22 protein-coding genes are annotated in these 21056 nt (G+C 52.4%); 19 read left to right on the forward strand and 3 right to left on the reverse strand.

Annotation, left to right across the window (positions count from 1 at the left end):
* Nucleotides 1–60 precede the first annotated feature (60 nt).
* The gene (locus D8S85_RS15335) at nucleotides 61–1317 is read right to left on the reverse strand and encodes an ATP-binding protein (protein ID WP_004318967.1); all 1257 of its coding nucleotides are present in this window, start codon (nucleotides 1315–1317) and stop codon (nucleotides 61–63) included.
* Nucleotides 1318–1593: 276 nt separating this feature from the next.
* Nucleotides 1594–1935 carry a hypothetical protein gene (locus tag D8S85_RS21570; RefSeq protein ID WP_034522595.1) on the reverse strand — a complete coding sequence of 114 codons (342 nt, stop codon included), beginning with the start codon at nucleotides 1933–1935 and terminating at the stop codon, nucleotides 1594–1596.
* Nucleotides 1936–2086: 151 nt separating this feature from the next.
* Here D8S85_RS21570 and D8S85_RS15345 point away from each other — a divergent pair, with 151 nt between their 5' ends.
* The 10 genes from D8S85_RS15345 (at nucleotide 2087) to D8S85_RS15395 (ending at nucleotide 11239) form a co-directional block, all read left to right on the forward strand.
* Complete coding sequence (locus D8S85_RS15345) at nucleotides 2087–3853, forward strand: DUF3945 domain-containing protein (RefSeq protein ID WP_004318969.1); 1767 nt, start codon at nucleotides 2087–2089, stop codon at nucleotides 3851–3853.
* Between the two features lie 42 nt (nucleotides 3854–3895).
* Nucleotides 3896–4159, forward strand: a complete 264-nt coding sequence (locus D8S85_RS15350; RefSeq protein WP_004318970.1) for a DUF4099 domain-containing protein — start codon at nucleotides 3896–3898, stop codon at nucleotides 4157–4159.
* A gap of 96 nt (nucleotides 4160–4255) precedes the next feature.
* Nucleotides 4256–6352, forward strand: coding sequence for a type IA DNA topoisomerase (locus D8S85_RS15355; RefSeq protein WP_004318971.1), 2097 nt, complete (start codon nucleotides 4256–4258; stop codon nucleotides 6350–6352).
* Between the two features lie 200 nt (nucleotides 6353–6552).
* Entirely contained in the window at nucleotides 6553–6789 is a 237-nt protein-coding gene (locus D8S85_RS15360) for a hypothetical protein (protein ID WP_004318972.1), read from the forward strand.
* 365 nt (nucleotides 6790–7154) lie between these two features.
* Entirely contained in the window at nucleotides 7155–7370 is a 216-nt protein-coding gene (locus D8S85_RS21970) for a hypothetical protein (RefSeq protein WP_004318974.1), read from the forward strand.
* A gap of 36 nt (nucleotides 7371–7406) precedes the next feature.
* Complete coding sequence (locus D8S85_RS15375; RefSeq protein ID WP_005832194.1) at nucleotides 7407–8384, forward strand: PRTRC system protein E; 978 nt, start codon at nucleotides 7407–7409, stop codon at nucleotides 8382–8384.
* Nucleotides 8385–8388: 4 nt separating this feature from the next.
* Nucleotides 8389–8610 carry a PRTRC system protein C gene (locus tag D8S85_RS15380; protein WP_004318980.1) on the forward strand — a complete coding sequence of 74 codons (222 nt, stop codon included), beginning with the start codon at nucleotides 8389–8391 and terminating at the stop codon, nucleotides 8608–8610.
* Between the two features lie 35 nt (nucleotides 8611–8645).
* Nucleotides 8646–9728 (forward strand): hypothetical protein, encoded by a 1083-nt coding sequence (locus tag D8S85_RS15385; protein ID WP_005832197.1) that lies wholly within the window; start codon nucleotides 8646–8648, stop codon nucleotides 9726–9728.
* A 6-nt stretch (nucleotides 9729–9734) separates the two neighbouring features.
* Nucleotides 9735–10454 carry a prokaryotic E2 ligase family D protein gene (locus tag D8S85_RS15390; protein ID WP_004318984.1) on the forward strand — a complete coding sequence of 240 codons (720 nt, stop codon included), beginning with the start codon at nucleotides 9735–9737 and terminating at the stop codon, nucleotides 10452–10454.
* Nucleotides 10451–11239, forward strand: coding sequence for a PRTRC system ThiF family protein (locus D8S85_RS15395; RefSeq protein ID WP_004318986.1), 789 nt, complete (start codon nucleotides 10451–10453; stop codon nucleotides 11237–11239). Before D8S85_RS15390 ends, D8S85_RS15395 begins: the two co-directional genes overlap by 4 nt.
* A 335-nt stretch (nucleotides 11240–11574) precedes the next feature.
* On the opposite strand, the gene D8S85_RS15405 is transcribed toward D8S85_RS15395, so the two are convergent.
* Nucleotides 11575–11805, reverse strand: coding sequence for a hypothetical protein (locus D8S85_RS15405; protein ID WP_127075354.1), 231 nt, complete (start codon nucleotides 11803–11805; stop codon nucleotides 11575–11577).
* Between the two features lie 51 nt (nucleotides 11806–11856).
* Between D8S85_RS15405 and D8S85_RS15410 the strand changes: the two genes are divergently transcribed.
* The 9 genes from D8S85_RS15410 to D8S85_RS15450 all read left to right on the forward strand — a co-directional run bounded on the left by D8S85_RS15410 (nucleotide 11857) and on the right by D8S85_RS15450 (nucleotide 21041).
* Nucleotides 11857–13071, forward strand: coding sequence for a DUF3575 domain-containing protein (locus tag D8S85_RS15410; protein ID WP_005832206.1), 1215 nt, complete (start codon nucleotides 11857–11859; stop codon nucleotides 13069–13071).
* 15 nt (nucleotides 13072–13086) lie between these two features.
* Entirely contained in the window at nucleotides 13087–13977 is an 891-nt protein-coding gene (locus D8S85_RS15415) for a FimB/Mfa2 family fimbrial subunit (protein WP_005832209.1), read from the forward strand.
* A 31-nt stretch (nucleotides 13978–14008) separates the two neighbouring features.
* A complete protein-coding gene (locus D8S85_RS15420) occupies nucleotides 14009–15037 on the forward strand; it encodes a fimbrillin family protein (RefSeq protein ID WP_127075356.1) in 1029 nt (342 codons plus the stop codon).
* 120 nt (nucleotides 15038–15157) lie between these two features.
* Nucleotides 15158–16792 carry a fimbrillin family protein gene (locus D8S85_RS15425; protein WP_127075358.1) on the forward strand — a complete coding sequence of 545 codons (1635 nt, stop codon included), beginning with the start codon at nucleotides 15158–15160 and terminating at the stop codon, nucleotides 16790–16792.
* A 179-nt stretch (nucleotides 16793–16971) separates the two neighbouring features.
* Nucleotides 16972–18537, forward strand: coding sequence for a fimbrillin family protein (locus D8S85_RS15430; RefSeq protein ID WP_127075360.1), 1566 nt, complete (start codon nucleotides 16972–16974; stop codon nucleotides 18535–18537).
* A gap of 105 nt (nucleotides 18538–18642) precedes the next feature.
* Nucleotides 18643–19017, forward strand: a complete 375-nt coding sequence (locus D8S85_RS15435; RefSeq protein WP_004319006.1) for a four helix bundle protein — start codon at nucleotides 18643–18645, stop codon at nucleotides 19015–19017.
* 289 nt (nucleotides 19018–19306) lie between these two features.
* Nucleotides 19307–19531 (forward strand): hypothetical protein, encoded by a 225-nt coding sequence (locus D8S85_RS15440; RefSeq protein ID WP_005832218.1) that lies wholly within the window; start codon nucleotides 19307–19309, stop codon nucleotides 19529–19531.
* Complete coding sequence (locus D8S85_RS15445; RefSeq protein ID WP_227980148.1) at nucleotides 19453–20568, forward strand: reverse transcriptase domain-containing protein; 1116 nt, start codon at nucleotides 19453–19455, stop codon at nucleotides 20566–20568. The genes D8S85_RS15440 and D8S85_RS15445 overlap by 79 nt, the downstream gene beginning before the upstream one ends.
* Nucleotides 20565–21041, forward strand: a complete 477-nt coding sequence (locus D8S85_RS15450; RefSeq protein WP_004319010.1) for a MutS N-terminal domain-containing protein — start codon at nucleotides 20565–20567, stop codon at nucleotides 21039–21041. The genes D8S85_RS15445 and D8S85_RS15450 overlap by 4 nt, the downstream gene beginning before the upstream one ends.
* The last annotated feature ends 15 nt before the right edge of the window (nucleotides 21042–21056 follow it).

A 21056-nucleotide genomic window follows, 5' to 3' on the forward strand; every position in this document is an offset into this window, starting at 1 on the left:
ATCTTGTATAGAGACCTACGCACCATTTTTAGCACACCATTTTGCCCATATTGTAATTATTTACAATAGCCCCATTTCTGTATCTTTAAGGAAGTCAATCACATTCATGATTGATATGCCATCAGTATTCACATAAGAAGGGGTTAAGCCTCCAACTATGACTATTTTAGGGAATCCATCATTGATATGACGAAGTGAATTTGTTTCCTGATCAATTTTCTCAGGAGTAGGCATATCAAGTGCTGATTGTATATACATACGTTTGTTCCCACTGTTACAAATAAAATCCACTTCCAATAGTTTTCGTATTTTCTTTCCTTCGGCATTTGTTGTTCTCACCTCCACTTGCCCGACATCAACAGAATACCCTCTGATACGCAGTTCATTATATATAATATTTTCCATAAGGTGGCCACCGTCAATCTGACGATAATTCAGACGGGCATTGCGCAATCCTACATCTTCAAAATAGTATTTTGAAGGTGTATTGATGTAATGCTTACCTTTAATGTCATACCGAATGGCTTTTTCCACCATAAACGCATCTTGTAACATCCCGAGATAACTCTGTATGGTTGTATCTGAGATACTATGACCTTTCACAGATTTGAATGTATTTTCAAGGTTTGTCGGATTTGTCAGGCAACCGATATTAGAAGCTATAATGTCTATAAGTTCGTTCAAATCATCATCATTCCTAATATTATACCGTTCTTTTATATCGCGTATATAAGTACCCTGAAACAATGATTTAAGATAGTTTTCTTTCTTCTTTTTGTCAGAAAAAGACACAATCTGCGGCATTCCTCCATAAATCATATAGTCTTGCAGAGCGTTAAGTTCGCTTGCGTACTGTCCTGTCTTGAGAAATTCCGAAAAACTTAAAGGATGTACTCTGATTTCATATCCTCGACCACGAAATTCGGTTTTTACATCACTGGATAGCATTCGACTATTACTACCGGTCACATATACATCTGCATTTTTAATTTTCAGATAGCTATTGAGTACATCTTCAAATTCTGGAACAAGTTGAATCTCATCCAATAGTATGTAGTACATATCGTTATCTACAATATGCCCGTCAATATAATCCAATAATGTGTCCGGATTCCTGAGATCTTTACTACGTCGGTTTTCCAAATCTACTTGAATAACATGATCTTCATTCACGCCATTATCAAGTAATGATTGTTTGAATAACTCAAATAGAAGGTAAGATTTTCCACAACGTCGTACACCGGTAATAATCTTAATCATTCCGTTGTGCATCACACTTTGCAGCTCTTGTAAGTATTTGTCTCTTGGTATTTTCATGTTGCAAAAGTAGTAAAAATTATCTGTAGTGCGATTATTCTATTGGAAAAAAATGGGAAAAGTACCAAATTTCTCCAATAGCAATAGCCGGGCTTATTAATGTCGCTTCCCTTACCAAGTCCCATCAAGAAGGTAACTCGGAGGGCGAATACCTGCACGTTCAAGCCTTCGGTTTTCGGGACATAAAATTCCCTGCGGTAATTTTCCGCCCGAAAAAACGCTCCGGTATTGCCGTCCGAGTTGCGGAAAGGTTTGGGACTTGGCAAGCGAAGCGACCTACGACGCATAATACAAGGTCAATGAAAAAATCTGCCGGGGGATATTTTGCCGCGTTATGATATCCCAATGGGTCACGCCACCCGGAGTTTTCCAAACAAAATCTTCTTCCTGTCCCATCAGGGGATACCTCAAACGGGGACAAGGGCTGCGCTCGCTCCCAACTCTGCATATTACAGTTTTTCCTTTGCCGTTTGCGTGCCGTCCTTGCGGTTTGCCTCCGTTTTCCGTGTCGTCCCTGCCGTTTTTCCTCGATTGGTTGCGGCTGTCCGTACGCTTCCCCCTTTTTTCCGCTTTCGGGCTTTGGTGCGTTGTTCCGGCTTCTCCCTCCGTTTTTCCCATTTTCCGGCCCACACTCTTTCCTCTCGCGGTGAAACATGATGACACTTGATGAAATGGATAGCCTAACGCATTGAAACATAGTCATTTATCAAAATTATGCCTATATATTTGCGGTGACAACAACAATTATCAACGCTAAAAACTCAAAGTTATGGCAAAGAAAAACGTGAGGGACGAACCCCTCAAACCGCAAGTCACCGAGAACGAGCAGATGAGTGACATCGTCCTTATCCTCGACAAGATGGAGCTGCTCCTCCAGGCGGTCAGCAAGCTCGACAAGGACGGCAGGTACGAAACAGTGCCGGCAGACAAGGAGCACCGCAACTCCTTCCTCAAAATCGACCGTTACGCGAACATGTTCGAGAATTTCCTGAAGAACTTCTGGAGCCAGCTCAAGGACCCGACACGCTTCGGCATCCTTTCCATCAAGGAAGACACGCTGGACGACCCGAAAGTGCGGCAGGCCGTCGAAGACCTCGCCGCCGGAAAAAAGACAGACGCGGTGGAGGAATTCCTCAAACAGTACGAGATTGTCCCCCGCGACAAGGAAAACCAAAGTATCAACCATCAAAATCAAGAAGAAATGGCAAAGAAAAACGAAACACAGCAGCAGGCCGCCCAAGGTGACGGCACGCAGCAGCAGCCCCAGTACCGCTACAACGAGTCCATGATCAACTGGGAGCAGCTGAAGAACTTCGGGCTCTCCCGTGAAGAACTCCAGGAACGGGGGCTGCTCGACCAGATGCTCAGGGGCTACAAGACCAACCAGGTCGTGCCCATCAGCATGAACTTCGGCTCCGCCGTGCTACGCACCGACGCGAGGCTCTCGTTCCAGCAGTCCCGCTCCGGAGACATCGTGCTGGGCATCCACGGTATCCGGCAGAAACCCGACCTCGACCGTCCCTACTTCGGGCACATCTTCTCGGACGAGGACAAGAAAAATTTGCTTGAGACGGGCAACATGGGGCGTGTCGTGGAACTGAAGAACCGCAACGGCGAGTATGTCCCCTCTTTCGTCAGCATCGACAAGCTGACCAACGAGGTGGTGGCGATGAAAGCCGAGAATGTCTTCATACCGCGTGAAATCAGCGGAGTTGAACTGACCGAGCAGGAGCAGAACGACCTGCGGGAAGGCAAGAAGATATTCGTCGAAGGAATGACAGCCAGATCGGGCAACCCGTTCGACGCCCACCTCCAGGTCAACGCCGAGCGCAGGGGCGTGGAATTCATCTTCGAGAACGACAAGCTCTTCAACCGGCAGTCTTTGGGAGGCGTCGAACTGACCAAGAAGCAGATTGACGACCTGAACGAGGGCAAGGCCATCTTCGTGGAGGGCATGAAGCGCAAGGACGGGGAACTGTTCTCCTCCTACGTGAAACTCGACGAGGCGACAGGCCGCCCGTCCTACACCCGCTACAATCCCGACTCCCCGGAAGGCGCACGGGAAATCTACATCCCGAATGAAATCAATGGCGTGAAAATCACTCCCGAGGAACAGAAAGAGTTGCGCGAAGGGAAGCCCATCTTCCTCAACGACATGGTGAACCGCAAGGGAGAGGAATTCTCCTCGTTCATCAAGGCAGACCTCGAAACGGGCAGGCTGAGCTACTCGCGCACCCGGGACGGCTTCGACCAGCGCGAGGAGTTCAAGATACCGGCCAAGGTATGGGACGTAGAGCTTACCCGCAAGCAGCGTGCCGACCTCCAGAGCGGCAAGGCGGTGCTGGTCGAGGGCATCAAGGGGTATGACGGCAAGACCATCTCGCAGTACGTCAAGGCGAACTTCAACCAGGGCAGACTGGACTTCTACAACGAGAATCCCGACCGCAGACGCGACGCCTCGCAGCGCAACGTGGTGTCCGCCACACAAAGACAGGGAGAGGAAAACCGCCAATCCAGGGGGGCGAGCATAGCCTGACGGTCAAAGCAAAACGAATGTTGAACCCAAAAGAATCAGAACATGGAAATGAACAAGGAAAACAACACGCCTTTCAAGGCGGAAGACGTGAACTGGGACGAGCTGGCAGCCATCGGCATCCTGAAGGATGAACTGGAAATGGCCGGGGAACTCGATACGCTGCTCAGCGGTGAGAAGACAAACGTGGTATCGCTCAGCCTGGTGCTGCTCGGCGTGGACGTGGTGATGGACGCCACACTCCAGTTGGTACGCAAGGACGGCGACCCGCTGCTCGAAATCCTCGGTATCAAGCCCGTGGAACAGTAACCCCGCCTTCTTATAATATGTAAACCGAATGTATAACCGCCGTTTCCCGTCTTCGCGTACCGGCAAGCGGGAAACGGCTTAAATTTTATCCGAATCATGATAGCAATCATAGCAGAGAAACCGAGTGTCGGTCAGGACATAGCCCGCGTAGTCGGGGCTACAGAAAAAATGGACGGCTACATAACAGGAAACGGCTACATGGTGACATGGGCGCTGGGACATTTAGTGTCGCTGGCATTGCCGGGAACATACGGCTACACGAGGACCACCGCCGAAGACCTCCCGATGATTCCCGAACCGTTCCGCCTTGTGCCACGGCAGATACGCACGGACAGGGGGATGGTGACGGACATCGCCGCCGGCAAACAGCTCAAAATCATTGATGAAGTATTCTCCAAATGCGACAGCATCATCGTGGCAACGGACGCGGGCCGCGAGGGGGAACTTATCTTCCGGTGGATATATTCTTATCTGGGCTATACCAAGCCCTTCAGACGGCTGTGGATCTCCTCGCTTACCGACGAGGCCATCCGCGAGGGCATGGCGAACCTCAGGGAGGGAAGCGGATACGACAGCCTCTATGCCGCCGCCGACAGCCGTGCGAAGGCCGACTGGCTGGTGGGCATGAACGCGAGCCGCGCCCTGGCGACAGCCTCCGGATCGGCGAACAACTCCATAGGCCGTGTGCAGACTCCCACGCTCGCCATGATATGCGCACGCTTCAAGGAAAACCGGAACTTCGTCTCCACTCCATACTGGCAGCTGCATATCGCGCTGAAAAAAGACGACGTGCACCGGCAGTTCTTCCACCCGGAGGACTTCAGGGACAAGAATGGGGCGGAGGCCGCGTACAGGCGCATTACTTCCGACTCTGTGGTGACCATAAATAAGGTAGAACGAAAGACGGTATTTCAGCAGGCTCCGCTTCTGTATGACCTTACCGCACTACAGAAGGACTGCAACATCCACCACGACCTTTCGGCGGACAAGACCCTTTCCATCGCCCAGTCCCTGTACGAAAAGAAACTGGTCTCCTACCCGAGAACGGGCAGCCGTTATATCCCGGAGGATGTCATGGCACATGTCCCGGCCTTGCTGGAAAAGGTCATCACCATGCCCTGGTTCAGGGAATACGGACGGACTTTCGACCTTTCCGGCCTGAACACCCGGAGCGTGGACGCCACGAAAGTGACCGACCACCATGCACTGATCGTCACGGGCGTCGTTCCCGAAGGGCTGTCCGAGGCGGAAGCGGTTGTTTATGAGATGATAGCCGGAAGGATGCTGGAAGCCTTCTCTCCACGCTGCGAGAAAGAGTCACTGAAGATGGAGTGCGTGTGCGAGGGTATGGATTTCCGCTCACAATCCGCCGTCATCGTCAATCCCGGCTGGCGTGCCGTGTTCTCCCGGAAGGAAGACCGTGAAAAGGACGAGCCGGAAGGTAACGGGGGAACGGCGGTGTTTGCCGAAGGCGAGGAAATCCCGGTCATGGGATACGGGCTGGCACAGAAAAAGACCCTGCCCAGACCCCTTTACACGGAAGCGACCTTGCTCACCGCCATGGAGAACTGCGGTAAGGAAATCGCTGACGGACAGGCACGGGAAGCGGTGAAGGAGCTGGGCATCGGCACGCCCGCTACCCGTGCCGCCATCATCACGACCCTTTTCAAGCGTGACTATATCGAGCGTTCCGGCAAGAGCATCCGCCCGACGGAAAAGGGGCTTTACCTCTACGAGTCGGTCAAGGGCATGATGGTGGCCGATGCCGAACTGACCGGTACATGGGAGAAGGCACTGGCACAGATAGAGGGGCACACCCTCGATCCGGAAAGCTTCATGCTCTCCATCCGGGAATACACCGGGAAAGTGACCGGTGAGATACTGCGTCTCAAATTCCCCGAACCGTCGTCACGCGCCTTTACCTGCCCCAAGTGCAAGACCGGCAATGTGATAGTGAAGGCAAAAGTCGCCAAGTGCGACCATGAGGGGTGCGGACTGCTGGTGTTCCGCCGTTTCCTGAACAAGGAGCTGACCGACCAGCATCTGGAACAGCTTTTCTCTTCCGGCTCCACCAGGCTGATCAAGGGGGTCAAGGGCAAGAAAGGGGCCTCTTTCGACGCCGCGGTAGCCTTTGACGCGGACTTCAACCTGAAACTCTCGTTCCCCAAGCCCAAGGGAGGGAAGGGGAAATAATGCACTGCCATTCCAATTCAAGGGCAAAGGTAGCGGAACCGCCCGTTTCCACCCGCAAGGTCGGGCCTTGCAGGTTTCGGGGAAAATCATCCTCACTCGCGTTCCGGTATTTTCCCCGAAAACCTTGCCGGTGGAGGCGGTCCGCTTTCCGGCCCCTGAAATTGGAAATGACATGTTTCACCCATTAACCATATACGGTCATGAAAACAAGGGAATGTATCGAAAAACTCAGGACAGCCAAATGGATAAGGATTATGGCATTGGCCATTGTCGCCTTCATCGTGTTCAGCTATCTCCACTCAAGAGGAATATCGCCCGTATGGGCGGCAGTCGCCATCGTGTGTTTCAAGGGATTCTTCAGGTTTTTATATAAAATAGCCTGCCTGCTGGTAGCGGCGGCTATACTTTTCTGCATTCTCAGCTATCTGGTTTTCTAAAGATACAGACATATGAAGCGGATATACCATACAGGTCCAAATATCACCTCGCGGAACAGGGCTGTCCTTTCGGGCGGCTCTTTTTGTTTCCCATGCCTTATGGAAATGAGAATGACGAGGACACGCATGGAAAAGACAGGGAAGCGCATACAGCCATTGACAGACCGTGAACTACAGGGCAAAGTTGGCAAACGCTTCTTTTCGGACGGCAAGGCCGGGCCCTTCGGGTTTCGCGGAAAAATCATCCTCGCTGCGCTCCGGTATTTTTCCCGAAAGCCTTGCCTTTCCGGAAGCGTTTACCGTAAAGCCCTTGTAGTTCAACGGGCTGCCAAAGCCCGGATATTCACAATTAAAATTATAAAGTCATGAACCAAGCAATCATCTCAAGACCGCCGATGGCACCGGTGCAGATGCCGATGCCCGCAACAAGAAGAAAAAGGACAGTGGAGCCGAATCCCGTAGTCAAGTTCCCGCCAAGAGGCACAGGACCGGTACACATCTCCACGCTGCTGAACCCCATCCTGGAAATATGCCACCATCCCGACAGGGACAGGCTGCTGGCGGAGTTCTTCAACCGATAAAAAATACGATTATTCACACTTTAAATTATTACAGTTATGTTTTTTACAGCAATCAACCAGATGATGACCGAGGGCGTGGACCTCACGATAGTCATCCGCAAAGCGAACGGACAAATGGCGGTATCCACACTGCCGAAGTCGAACGGGCTGAAGGACGAGGCCCAGAACCACATCGTGCCCCTGACGGTCAGCGGACTGCCGGAGGAACTGGACGCGGGATTCCTGCAAACCGTCGCCCGGCCGATACAGAAGGTGGCGGGACTGATCACCAACATGGCGCAGTTCGAGGCGCAGGCTGACAAGGCCGCTGCCGACAGCAAGGCGGCGAAGGAAGAAAAAGCCAAAGAGACGAAGGAGGAGAAGGAGAAACGCGAGAAGTACGAGAAGCATCTCAAGAAGGCGGAGGAACTGATTGCCGCCGGGAAGCACAGCGAGGCTGTCTCCGCACTCGGCCAGGCACGCCTCCATGCCAAGCCGCAAGACCTGAAGAAGATTGACAGCATGGTGGAGGAACAGAAGAAGGCGATGAACAAGGGCAGCCTGTTCGAGCTGATGGATGAACCGGCACCGCAACCGCAGCCACAGCCACAGCAGCAACCGCAACCTATGGCGGCAACGGCACAACAGCCACAGCCACGACCAATGGCAGTTCCCATGCAGCAACCGCCCTATCCGCCGCAGCCCCAGGCTCCGAGACCGATAGCAGGACAACCGCAGCGGCCTATGACGGCACAACCGCTGCAACAGCCTTCGATGTGGCCACCGCAACAACCGCCGCAAAGACCGCTTCCGCCACAGCCGCAATATGCCGGACAACAGCCTACGGCTCCGCAGCCTCCATACGGGGCACAGTCTGACACGCACTGGCAGGAACAGGCATTCTCTCCCGAAGACTACCCTGCGCAATATCCCGCGGACGGAGAAATCAATTACAATCCCAAGGATTACGAGGAATATCCCGATTTTCCCCAATCCATGTTAGAACCCAAGTATTCACCTTATCAGACAGTTTAAGATTATGGCACTCGAAATCACAGGAATGACACGCTCGTTCACGTTCAAGAAAGGCAGCGGAATGATTACGCTCGACGATCCCAACCCGTCGGACAGCCCCGAAATGGTCATGAGTTACTACTCCAACTTCTACCCGGAGCTGACCACGGCGACGGTACACGGACCGGTCATCAAGAATGACAAGGCGGTGTACGAGTTCAAGACCACCATCGGGACAAAAGGATAGGAAACCATGAAGAAGGACAATAAAAAGAAGAAATCATGTGTACCATTGGACGAACATCAGTCGGCACTGCTCGCAAGGCTCATCATCGGCCAGACAGAACGGAATGTACGACACGGTGTGAACAGGACAGAACGGATTACGGCTCCAAGCGGGGCCGTAATTCTTTTCTGAATACGGCACTTGCCCCGATAGCACAGAAAAGTATTGTCGTGGATTCATACGGCAGTAATGGCATCAACGTGATTACGCAGGAAAACTACGAGTTCCTGCGTGACTCGTTTTTCAACTATGCCCTTTTGTTGAAACAGGAAGCGGTGCATACTCCGGGCAAAAGTATCGGGGCAAGCATAGCCAATCTGTACGACGAGATGGACAAACTTGTCGGGGAAGGGATGAATGTGAATATCGAACAGGATAACGGCAGGCTCTATTTCAATCTGTGGAAGTGTCACAAATGGGGCGAACTGACCTTGTACTATTTCCCGATGAAATTCGTTGAATCTCTCAATTCTACGCTCAGGAGGATTTCCATTACATTCATTAACAAGCTGATGTGGGCAAACGGAATCTCTACCATTTTGGACGAAGAGGACACGGATTATATATTCATGTGGCTGAAAGAGGATGATTCGCAGGAGGAGGAAGAGGAAACTGTCAAAAGACTGGAACTGGTACGGTCATACGAGAAAGGGAAAATCGGCAGGCTGCTAAAGCATGTTGAAAAAAAGTCCTATTACAAGGATTTGCCGAAGGCACTTGAAAAATACACCCCGCAAAACGACTTCGAGCGTTCCATTGTCGGAGCGATGAAAAAGGGATTGCCCTTCCTTAACCCGGAACACGGTATCATGCAATACGGCTATGATGCCTTTTACGAGGAGGAACCGGATTTTCAGCCGATGCGTCTGGATCAGCAGATAAGGGTGGTCTATGACTGCGACGACATGGTGTCCGAATATCTGGTGGACTATTACAATAATAACAGCCAGGAGACATACGATATCATCCCGATTACCACCTGTGCCCTGTCACCGGAAACCGACCGCCTGTTTATCATGGATGACTATCCGGAACGGTTCTTCAAGTGGGCGGATGAATTTATTAACATTGTATATTGAAAGATTATGGTAGAAACGAATGAACTTACAAGAAAACTGAGGACGCTGCTTCATCCGAGGGCGGCGTTGATTGTCTATGCGGAAGAGAATGACAACCACAGCACGGATGACGACGGTTATTTTATCGAAGTCAGGGACATAGACGAAAATGGGACAATGGGCGAAGGCCGTCCGGTGACGGTGGAGTTCATGAACGAACTGGTACGGGGCTATTCCGAAAGCCACAGTGTGACACCATACGGCAGGATACCGTCCAACCTGCTGTGGTTTGACCCGCGCAAGGGCAGTGAGAAATACATCTGGTACAACCCGCCCCAAAAGCGCATGATGTTCTTCCATGACATCCTGAAGATTGAAAGCGCGGAATACAACCTGCCGGGCGTGATCTATGAGGCCGGAGAAAACCGTCTGAATGTCTATGCCTATACAGATGTTGAACTGACAGACAATTCGGACCTTTTTGCGGCTCCGTTCTTCAATGTGACGGGAGCGAGCGTCTGTCTGGGCTCCGCAAAAATTGAGAAGCCGAAAGACCTGACCTACACGAACCTGCTGGAGTATTGGGAAAAGAGGTTCTGGCTGACGGAGTTCTCCCATCTGGGTGGAGGTGGGAACCCCACGAAATCCAATCTGGTACTGGTAACGAAAGCGGCAAAGGACAAGCCTTTTGACCTTGACGAACTGCAACCTTTAAAAAAACTGAAACTAAAAGACATATTGCGATGAAAAGAGTACATTATACAGACAGTTACCTGATGAACCCGCAACATCCGGTGACGGTAAACATCATAGGCGCGGGCGGTACAGGCTCGCAAGTGCTGACCGGTATGGCAAGACTGGATGTCACGCTCCGTGCACTCGGACATCCGGGATTGTTCGTAACGGTCTACGATCCAGACATCGTGACGGACGCAAACATTGGGCGGCAGCTCTTCGGACCGTCGGACCTGGGACTGAACAAGTCACAATGTCTGGTCACAAGGATAAACAATTTTTTCGGAAACGACTGGAAAGCGGAGGCGAGTTTCTATCCGTCGGTATTGAAGGAGGTAAAGCGGACCGAAATTGCGAACATCACCATTACCTGTACGGATAATATAAAATCCAGACTCGATTTGTGGAACGTGCTTGCGAAAGTTCCTTCATCCTCCTATACGGACAATAACACACCGCTCTACTGGATGGATTTCGGGAATACAAAGACCGCCGGGCAGGTTGTACTGGGAACCGTGCCGAAGAAAATCAAACAGCCGGTTTCCACGATGTATGAAACGGTCGGCTCACTGAAAGTCATTACCCGTTTTGTGAAATATGCGAGAGTGAAAGAAGTGGATTCCGGACCGAGTTGCTCACTGGCAGAGGCATTGGAAAAACAGGATCTGTTTATCAACTCCACGCTGGCGCAACTCGGCTGCAATATCCTCTGGAAAATGTTCCGCCACGGGATGATTGAGCATCACGGGCTGTTCCTGAACTTAGAAACGATGAAAGTCAATCCGATAGGGGTATAAGACAGGCAAAAGCAAATATGAAAAAGTGGAACCGCCTTGCCGGAAAAGTTTCTGCAAAATAATATCATTCAATTCATTGCGGAATGAGAAATTATTTGTACTTTTGCTATTGTATTTCGAGAATGTTTTGTTAACGATGTATGAACGGCAATAAAAGCACATATAAATACCACCCGTATATAACAAATATTTTTTGTTCAGGCGGTGCTTCGTCCTATAAGACGGAGGCTTTTTTCGTGTCATTACCGTTTCGTAAAGTTGTTTCCATATCCGGAAAATATTTGTCCGATGCGCTTAAAATGTGTGCCGATTATTTGGATATTCAGATAATTCGGTTACTCTCTCTCTCTCTCTCTCTCTCTCTCTCTCTCTCTCTCATGGCTACGCGCGTCAATATACAAAATATTCCTTAAATACCAATCACTTACGGAGAGTCCGTTTTCCGGAATATCTCTCCTTTCCACGTTATTATCCGAACCTTTACATGCCGCCCTCACCAATCGGGGGCGCGTATCGTCATATCCGTCGGCGGTGTATGCCGGAGCATGGAACAACAATGCCCGCATACGCCGCCGATATGCTTTTTTATTAACCCGTAACAACAAATCTTATCAAATATGACAGTGATAAAACGAATATTATTGACGGTCTTTCTTGCCGTTACAGGATTGTCGCTTTCGGCACAGGAGAAGCCGGACTCCACTGCCTACCGTTTCCGGTTCGTGGCAGAGAACGATATGTTCTTCTCCCCGTGGAGCGGCAACGGACAGGAACTTGAGCGGTTGCTTGCAGCCATCGACGAACACCGCCCCGCCATCGAAGCCGGACAAATGTATCTTTTAGTGACAAGCTACGCTACGGACGGCAACGAAGAACAGACTGCGGCGCAAGTGGCAAAGACACGCCGCAATCGTGTGAAGTCGGAACTGATTGTGCGCGGCAAGATAAAAGAGTCGAACTTCGTCACCGACCAGTTGTTTGACGAAGCCTATACGGACGGGAACGGAAAATCCCTGCACAACATGGTCATCGTCACCCTCCCTGCCTCTGTTGAGAAAGTGGCGGAGATAGCCGGTGCGGAAGCCGCCGCCAGAGTGGAAGCCTATAACAAAGAGGTGTCTGGCGAGGCGGAGCGCGAACGTATGGCAGCGAAAGAGCAGGCAAAAGCGGAACAGACTGCCAAGGAAAAGGCAGAACAGGAGCGTATCGCTGCAGAGCAGGCAGCCCGAGAGAAAGCCGAGGCGGAACGGATGGAGCGTGAACGCATGGCAGCGGAACAAGTCGAAAAAGAGCGTCTGGAAGCGGAGGAACAAGCCCGCCTGCAAGCTGAAGAAACGGCAATAGCCACCCCGTATCATTTTGCCTTGCGTGCCAACCTCCTGCGTTGGGCAACCCTCACTCCCGATTTGGGTATCGAGTGGCGCATCAACCGCCATGTGGGTATTGCCGTGAACGGTACGTGGGCTTCATGGAGCTGGGACGACAAGAACCGCCGCTATGCCCTTTGGGAAGTGGCCCCCGAAGTGCGATGGTATCTCGGCAAGGAGAAACGGGGCTATATCGGTGCGATGTACAAGGCCGGGCAGTTCAACTACAAGCTGTCCGAAACAGGCCGTCAGGGCGACCTCATGGGCGGTGGTATCGTCGGAGGTTATCAGCTGAAACTCAACAATGCCCTTTCTCTTGATTTCAACCTCGGCATCGGCTATATCCATGCCGACTATGACAAGTATGTGGTCATCAACGGCGTGAGGGTAAGGCGCGGCAGCGGAACAAAGAACTGGTGGGGTCCTGTTTCGGCGGGTGTCACCCTGGTGTGGAACATCTTTTAGCGGAAAGGAGGAACAATGAATACAACGATAATCATACGACAGATAAAGGAATATACGGGAGCATACGGAAAGGCTTATACCTTATTATATCTAATAGGTGCGGTGGCCATACTGACCTCGTGCGTGAAGGACGACCTCTATGACACGCCGCACCCCGACCGTGGGGCGGTGGTCGTAACCACAGACTGGAGCGGAAAGAGCACCGAGGCGGACATACCGCAGGCATACACACTGCGCATCGGCGGGAGGGAACAGAACGTGAGTGCGGCGACCAACGTGTTCGACGCGCTGCTCGCGCCCGGTGGCTACGGCCTGACGGTGTACAACTCCCCGGAGGGGATTAGTATCGACGGAAACAAGGCAACGGTGAATCCGGTGGATCTGACGGGTGCAATAGAGCCGCACCCCGGCTACCTCTTCGCCTCGCACCAGGACATCAGCGTCGTGGCGGATGACACCCTGCACGTCACCGCCCCGATGAGACAATACGTGCGCAGGCTCGACATCGAACTGACCGCCACGGAAGGCGACTACAGCCGTGTACAGTCGGCTACGGCAACGCTCTCCGGCGTGGCTTCGGCAGCGGATATGGCAACAGGCGACCGGAGTGCAGCGGCACAAGTAACAAACGCTTTCAGGCAGGACGGCAACAAGTTCACAATCTTTTTCCGACTGCTCGGCATCGTCCCGACGGAAACGCATACGCTGACGGTGGACATCACTTTCAACAACGGTGACACGCAGCGGGTAGTGAGCGACCTTACCGAGGCCATAAGGGACTTCAATAACGGCACCAAACCGGTTAAACTCACGGGTAATCTGCTTTTGCCCGTAGAGGCCGGGGTAACGGGCGCAACCATCACGGGCTGGAACGAGGTAGAAAGCGGCAATGGGGATGCTAACTGACGATAAATATTTTAATCAAAAAAACAAGATTATGACAATGAACATGAGGTTTTTCATTATTGCAGCAGCAACGCTATTGGCTGCGTGTACACAAGAGAACGAGGTACAGAACAATCCGGTGGAAGCACGAATCACGGCAGGCGTGAGCGGGCCGAAGACCCGTGCTGTGGACAACGGGTGGAACGCCGACCGAATCGGCGTGATGGTGGTGGATGCCCCTGGCACGACCACGACCATGGGCGACAAGTACAAGAACGTGGGATACGCGACCACGAGTACCGGCACCAACGCGGACTTCACCCCGATGACGGCGGGTGGCGGCATCTTCTTCGAGGATGCTTTCCTCGAGTTTACTTTTGCCGCCTACGCGCCTTACGCATCGGGCGCAAACGCCTCCACCCTGCCTGGTACAGACGGGAAGATTACGGTAAATACAAGCAACCAGCCCACGACCACGGAACAGGAGAAGGTGGACTACATCCATGCCACGGGAGCCAAGGCCGATAAAGACAGCCCGACCGTCAGCTTCACGGACAACACCGCCGCGGGCGGCAGCGACTGCTCCTTCAAGCACAAGATGGCCCGTCTTATCCTCAAGGTGCAGGTGTCGAACACCGACGGTTTCGACGACACTGCCGTGCTGGAATTCGCCGACTACAAGCTGGGCGGCCTGGTTCACGAGGGAACGTTCGATGTGAAGACCGGTACCGCCGCGGCCACGGGCAGCGTTGTGAGCGACTGGATGTTACGCCAGTGCACCGGTGCCCCGAATACGGCCACGGACAAGTGCGTGGCAACCTTTGACGCCGCCACGGGCGTGATGACTTTCACCATGATCCTGCTCCCGCAGACACTCGCCAACGCTTTGGTGCTTGAGATATCTCCCGATGACGGGGAATACCAGAGCTACTCCAACAAGGACATGATCAAACCCGCGTTGGAGGCCGGTTATTCTTATACCTACACCATCACGGTGAAGAAGACGGGGCTGACCCTTAGCGGAAGCACCATCGAAAACTGGAACGACGGTGGTAGCCATGCGGGTGATGCAAAAATGTAGTGTGTCTGAAAGCCACTGCCGTGCATCAGGCGTAAGACGGAGGCACGCCATATATAATAAATGGTGCGGCAGCCCGCGTCGCAACGGGCAGTGGCACAAAACGAAATAAATAAAGACAATATGAAAATAATAAGGAACATAGCGAGAAGGCCGTGGCCGAGCATCGGCGGCTGGTTGCCGGTTATGATGCTCATCTGTGGGGTGCTCGCTTCCTGTAGCAGTGAGGATGAAAGCACCGCGCCCCTGCCCGACGGCAAGTACCCGCTGCAACTGACGGCGGAGGTGGCGCAGCCGCAGACCCGCGCCGGAGGTAAGGATGCGTGGACGGGCGGCGAGGAGATTAGAGTGTCACTGGAAGGCGTGTTTGGTAACAAAACATACGTGATGGACGCATCGGGCAATGCAAGCCCGAAGGATGCCGATAATGCCTTCTATTGGAAGAACACCGATGAAGCCCGCGTCAGTGCATGGACCCCGGACATAGAATCGGAAACGGATATTTCCGACCAAAGTGGCGGGTACGCCGCTTTCGATGTCCTGTACGCCAGTGCCATAGGGCGTTATGACCAAGCCATAAATCTCCGTTTCATCCACCGCATGGCGAAAATCGAAGTAATTCTCAAAGCTGGCGAAGGCATTACGGAAGAGGAGTTGGAGGGTGCGACCGTCACCATTTTCGGAGACCCGCTAACGCACTCAACCGCCGGCTTGGTATCACCGGTTGACCAATCGGACGGCGAGATAAAGCCCTATTACGATGCCGCAACGAAGAAATACGAGGCGTTAGTGCCGCCGCAGGATATGACGGGCAAGCCGCTCATCCGAATCAGCATAGGCAGCAATGACTTTACCTACACTCCCGAAACAGAAGCTGCCGGCAAATTTGGGTTTTTCGGTGGCAAGCGGTATGCCTACACCATCACCGTGAAAGCCAGTGGCATAGAGGTGACCGCAGCCAAGGGCGGAACGTGGAACGCCGGCGGCAGCGAGAATGTGGGCGTGACCATCACCTATGACGGCACGGAAACAGAACCGAAAATCGGCGACTATTACTACTCCGACGGCACCTGGAGCGACGGTGGCCTGCGCAAGCTCTATGCCGACGGCACGATGGAGTGGGCAGAGACCAAGCCGCAGCCGGAGAACGGTAAGAACGTTATCGCCATCGTGTTCCATGCCGGTCATCACGAAAACGATGCCTCCGATTACTCCGCCACCGGTATCGGTCAGCAGAAGTGCCACGGCTATGCCGTTGCCTTGCAGGATGCCACAAACGGTCATTGTCAGTGGGGCGTTTACGGAACCGAGTTGGGTTGCTGCCCCACGGATGGAAGCGGAAAGAAACAGAACAATTACTCTGCACCTGACATCGACTGGAGCGGCTACGCCTGGACACAGAAAATCATCACCGCTGCCGGCGGCAAGGACAAGTTGAATGCCACCGAAGATTCCGGTTATCCTGCCACCTACTATGCCGTTGTGGATTATGCGCACAAAGTCCCGTCCCCTGCCAATAGCACCGGCTGGTTTTTGCCCTCCATCGGCCAGATGTGGAATGTTTATCAAAACCGCGCTTCTTTGTTTGAAGGCAAGACAGTGGTATCAGGCTTAAAGTCTGACTGGTACTGGTCCTCCTCGGAGTTCTACAGCCTTCCGGCGGACTACGCTCTTTTTGTGAATGTGAGCAACGACCGCGTGAACCTCGACCGTAAGAGCAGCAGATTTAGTTTCGTGCGTCCGGTCTTGGCTTTCTGACCTATTTACCTATTCAGCCTATTTATCTATTATGCGGCGTAGCCGCTCGTTGATAAAGGCTGAATACCCGCGAAGCGGGTCGGATTTACAAACGGAATTGTGGCAACGGCCGCTTGCAGTCTTTGCCCCGCAAGGAAGATAAAAACAAGTAACGTAAAGTTAAAATAAAAAGTGTGACAATGAAACGAAATATCCTACATACCCTTTGGGCGGCGGCACTGCTGCTGACCGCCTGCACGCAGGAGGAGCTTCCCCTGCCCGGTGCTGACAATGCCGCACCGCTCGCCATCACCATCACCGACGGCGGCTATGCCCTGACAACTTCGGCTGACGGCTCGCAGAAAGCCGCTACCCGTGCTACCGAGGACGGTTACCGTACCGAGTTTACCGCCAGTGACGCCTGCGGACTCTACCTTGTGCGCAATGGGGCGATAGTCTATGACAATGTGAAACTCACCGCCACAGCAGGCACGAACGGCAGTCTTACCTGGCAACCCGAAGCGGGCGTAACCCTTGCCGGCGGAATGGCGGGCGAGAAGTATTTCCTCTACTATCCCTATCAAGAGACAGCGAAGATGGCGGGCAAGGTAAATGCCACCGACACCACGAGCGATGGCGATTTCTTCGCCACGCTTATCAATGACTGGCAGCCGGAAGCTGATCAGAGCGACTACACGCAAGGCTACACAGCCTCCGACCTCATGACCGCCACGGGCTCGGGAAGCAAAGCCGACGGCAAGCTCTCGCTCTCATTCTCCATGACCCACCGCATGGCACTCGCCGTAGTCGAAATGCCCAAGACGGTGTATAAGTTCACCGACACCTCCATTCCCGACTATGTGATTGCTACTACAGCCGATTTCAGTGGAGAGGCCAAGCCCTGCCGCAATACGGACGGCACATACCGCTACTTCGTCCGTCCCGGACAAGGCAATACCGTAACCCTCACCGGCAGCTATGCCGACGGCAAGAAGGAGTTTTTCATCACCCCGAACAATATCAGCGTAAGCTCATACAAGACCTATAAGGTGGACGGAGCACCGACGATTGACAAAGATCACAATTTGCAAGTAGGGGACTACCTCCTTGCCGACGGCAATATTGTAGGCAAAGACGAAACTTTGACCGAAGAACAGAAAGCAAGCGTTATCGCCATCGTGTTCCATGCCGGTCATCACGAAAACGATGCCTCCGATTACTCCGCCACCGGTATCGGTCAGCAGAAGTGCCACGGCTATGCCGTTGCCTTGCAGGATGCCACAAACGGTCATTGTCAGTGGGGCGTTTACGGAACCGAGTTGGGTTGCTGCCCCACGGATGGAAGCGGAAAGAAACAGAACAATTACTCTGCACCTGACATCGACTGGAGCGGCTACGCCTGGACACAGAAAATCATCACCGCTGCCGGCGGCAAGGACAAGTTGAATGCCACCGAAGATTCCGGTTATCCTGCCACCTACTATGCCGTTGTGGATTATGCGCACAAAGTCCCGTCCCCTGCCAATAGCACCGGCTGGTTTTTGCCCTCCATCGGCCAGATGTGGAATGTTTATCAAAACCGCGCTTCTTTGTTTGAAGGCAAGACAGTGGTATCAGGCTTAAAGTCTGACTGGTACTGGTCCTCCTCGGAGTTCTGCGACCTTCCGGCGAGCGGCGCTCTTTATGTGAGTGTGAGCGGCGGCAACGTGTACAACTACAGTAAGGACGACAGGAATAGTTACGTGCGTCCGGTCTTGGCTTTCTGACCTATTTACCTATTCAATCTATTTATCTATTTGCGGCGTAGCCGCTCGTTGATAAAGGCTGAATACCCGCGAAGCGGGTCGGAAAAATTTTTGAAAAATCGAGTTATGGCATTATCCGAAGAATTACCCCTATACCGCGACACTTACCGGTTGTTGAACAACCTGTTGATCCTGACGCAGGATTTTCCGCGCTTCTTCCGCTACAGTATGGGCAGCCGTATGGTGGATTTGACTTTGGATATGCTTTCTCTGATTTACAAGGCGAACAGCAGCTATGAAAAAGTGGGCGTATTGACCGAATTTCTCGACCGTTACCGCATGTTGCAGATGCTTTTCCGCGTATGTGTGGAGCAGAAGGTCATTACCGAGCGCAAATACGCCTCGTTCGGGCTGCTGTTGGAGAAGATAGGCAAGCAGGCTACGAGCTGGAAACAATATAACGAACGCGGAATGAAGAAACAGGAAGATAAAAGGCAATGATTTATCAGTCGGGATTCGGGCGGTCAAGGCTTCCCGAAGCGAACTGTTTATTATTGAAAAAGGGTTGTCGGCAGGCTTTCCTCGTGCAGGGAGGCTCGCAAAGACAAAAACAGACAACATTTACTGGTCCTCCTCGGAGTTCTACAACAATCCGGCGAACAACGCTCTTTATGTGAATGTGAACAACGGCAACGTGAACAACAACAATAAGAACAACAGAAATAGTTACGTGCGTCCGGTCTTGGCTTTTTCAATAAAAACTTTACGATAAACAAAATGGTATAGCGATATGGAGTTGCAACAAAGTCTTTTTACAGATGAGGAACTCGGAGGCATTCCGTTGGAGGATGTCTTCGAGGCGTATTTCGAGTGCCGTAAAAAGAAACGCAATACCTGCAATGCCCTTGCCTTCGAGAGCGATTACGAACGAGGTGTGTGGAACTGTGGCGGGAAATCAATGCCGGCACATACCGCCCTTCGCGTTCCATCGCTTTCATTATCAACAAACCCGTGAAACGGGAGATTTTCGCCGCCGACTTCCGCGACCGTGTTGTACACCACCTCATAGCCCACAGGCTCGTTCCGCTTTTGGAAGAGAAGTTCATCGATGACAGTTACAGTACCCGCAAGGGAAAGGGTACGCTCTACGGCATAGAACGGGTGGAAGAACATATCCGGCTCTGCTCCGAGAACTACACGCGGGATTGCTATATCCTGAAAATAGACATCCGTTCGTTCTTCATGAAAATATCGAAGAGGCGGCTGTATGACCTGACCGAAGAACTCTTGCACGAACGCTACGGGGGAAACGACCTGGCGATACTGCTCTATCTGCTCCGTGAGACGATATTCAACCGTCCGGAAAAGAACTGCATCCGCAAGACGCCTCCCCAAAGCTGGCGCGGATTGCCCAAAGACAAGAGCCTGTTCCATTCCGACGGCTCGTGCGGACTGCCTATCGGCAACCTGACAAGCCAGTTGCTCGCCCTTAACTTCCTGGACGGACTGGACCATCTCATCAGCGAAGAATGGGGCGTGAAGCACTACGGCAGGTATGTGGACGACATGGTGCTTGTCCATCCCTCGAAAGAGCACCTGATAGAGGTGAAAGCGAAAATTGCCGGCTGGCTCTCCGAACACGGGCTGTCGCTGCACCCGCGCAAGATCTATCTGCAACATTACACGAAAGGTGTCCTGTTTATCGGAGGGATGATACTTCCGGGGCGGAAATACCTGAGCAACCGCACAGTCGGCTTCTGCTACGATGCCATCGACCGCCTGAACCGCTTGGCGGCAGGCTCGCCCGATTACGTGAAAACCCACGGGGAGGAGTTTGTCAGTACGATAAACTCCTATTTGGGAATGATGCGGCATTTTTCCTCCTACAACCTGCGGTGCAAGGTCATGAGCCGTATCGGTAAGGAATGGTGGCAGGTCATCTATTTTGCCGGACACTTGGAGAAAGTCGTGTTGAAAAAACGGTACAGACAGATTGAATGCAAAAAAGAGGAGATTTGTAATGAAATCAAAGAACTGAGGAGGACTGTATGACAGAACGCGAATTGATACAACAACAGCAGGAACTCGGCGACAGCCGTTTCCTCGTGACCCGGTCGGGCAAGTTTTTCTCCGCCTACGGTTGCGGGGCTTTCGCCTTGGCACGCGCCACAGGCTACCGTGTCATGCACCGGCAGCGTAAAGGCGGAAATTTTGTGCTGACCACAGGATTCCCGGAAAGCCATGTAGGGAAAGTGATGGAACAGATAATAGCCGCCGGAGGGAAAATCGACCGGCAGGACGACGGTTCTTTCGTCTTTTCCGGCATAGACGGCAGCGAAGCGGAGGCGTTGGTCTCCATCCCCGAAAAAACGGAGGGCGGGCAAGACCGCAAGGGCAGCAAAAGTTCGTATGACAACAGCCTGCAGGCTATGATACTCTCGTTCGACCTCTCTCGCTCCACCCCTATGGATGCCATGAACTTTATAGACCTGCTGCAAAAGAGGATTTACGATACAGATGTTTAATATGACCTTGTTATA

The sequence above is a fragment of the Butyricimonas faecalis genome, from assembly GCF_003991565.1.
Classification (GTDB): Bacteria; Bacteroidota; Bacteroidia; order Bacteroidales; family Marinifilaceae; genus Butyricimonas; species Butyricimonas faecalis.